At 68.7% G+C, this 565-nt stretch carries 1 protein-coding gene; it reads left to right on the top strand.

Annotated elements, in window-relative coordinates; genetic code table 11:
* Positions 1–565, top strand: a 565-nt coding sequence (locus ABD848_RS24915; RefSeq protein ID WP_344977669.1) for an L-lactate permease, incomplete at both ends; no start/stop codon positions are given.

Raw genomic sequence — 565 nt, 5'->3', positions numbered from 1 at the left:
TGTGGCCGTTCGGGATGCCGGTGCCCTCGGTCGCCGGCGCCGGACTCCTGGGCCTTCTCACCGCGATCTGGCCGATCGCCTACATCATCATCATGGCCGTCTGGCTCTATCGGCTGACCGTCGCCAGCGGACGCTTCGACATCATCCGCACCTCGATCTCGAGCGTCTCCCCCGACCAGCGGGTGCAGGTGCTGCTGATCGCGTTCTGCTTCGGCGCCTTCCTCGAGGGCGCCGCGGGATTCGGGGTGCCGATCGCGATCTGTGCCGCCCTGCTGGTGCAGCTGGGCTTCGGCGCCGTCAAGGCGGCGATGCTCTGCCTGGTCGCGAACGTCGCAGCCGGCGCGTACGGCGCGATCGGCATCCCGGTCATCGTCGGCGCCCGGGTCGGCGAGGTCGACGTGATGGCGCTGAGCTTCCAGATGGTGCTGGTCCTGCAGCTCCTCTCGCTCGTCACCCCGTTCCTGCTCGTGCTGATCCTCGACGGCGTGAAGGGCGTGCGGGAGACGTTCCCGATGATCCTGGGCGTCACGGTCGCCTACAACGGTGCGCAGGCGCTCATCCTGAC

Source organism: Salinactinospora qingdaonensis, from assembly GCF_039539445.1.
Classification (GTDB): Bacteria; Actinomycetota; Actinomycetes; order Streptosporangiales; family Streptosporangiaceae; genus Salinactinospora; species Salinactinospora qingdaonensis.
Note: the sequence above shows the minus strand (reverse complement) of the source record. Positions and strands in the feature narration are given on the sequence as shown.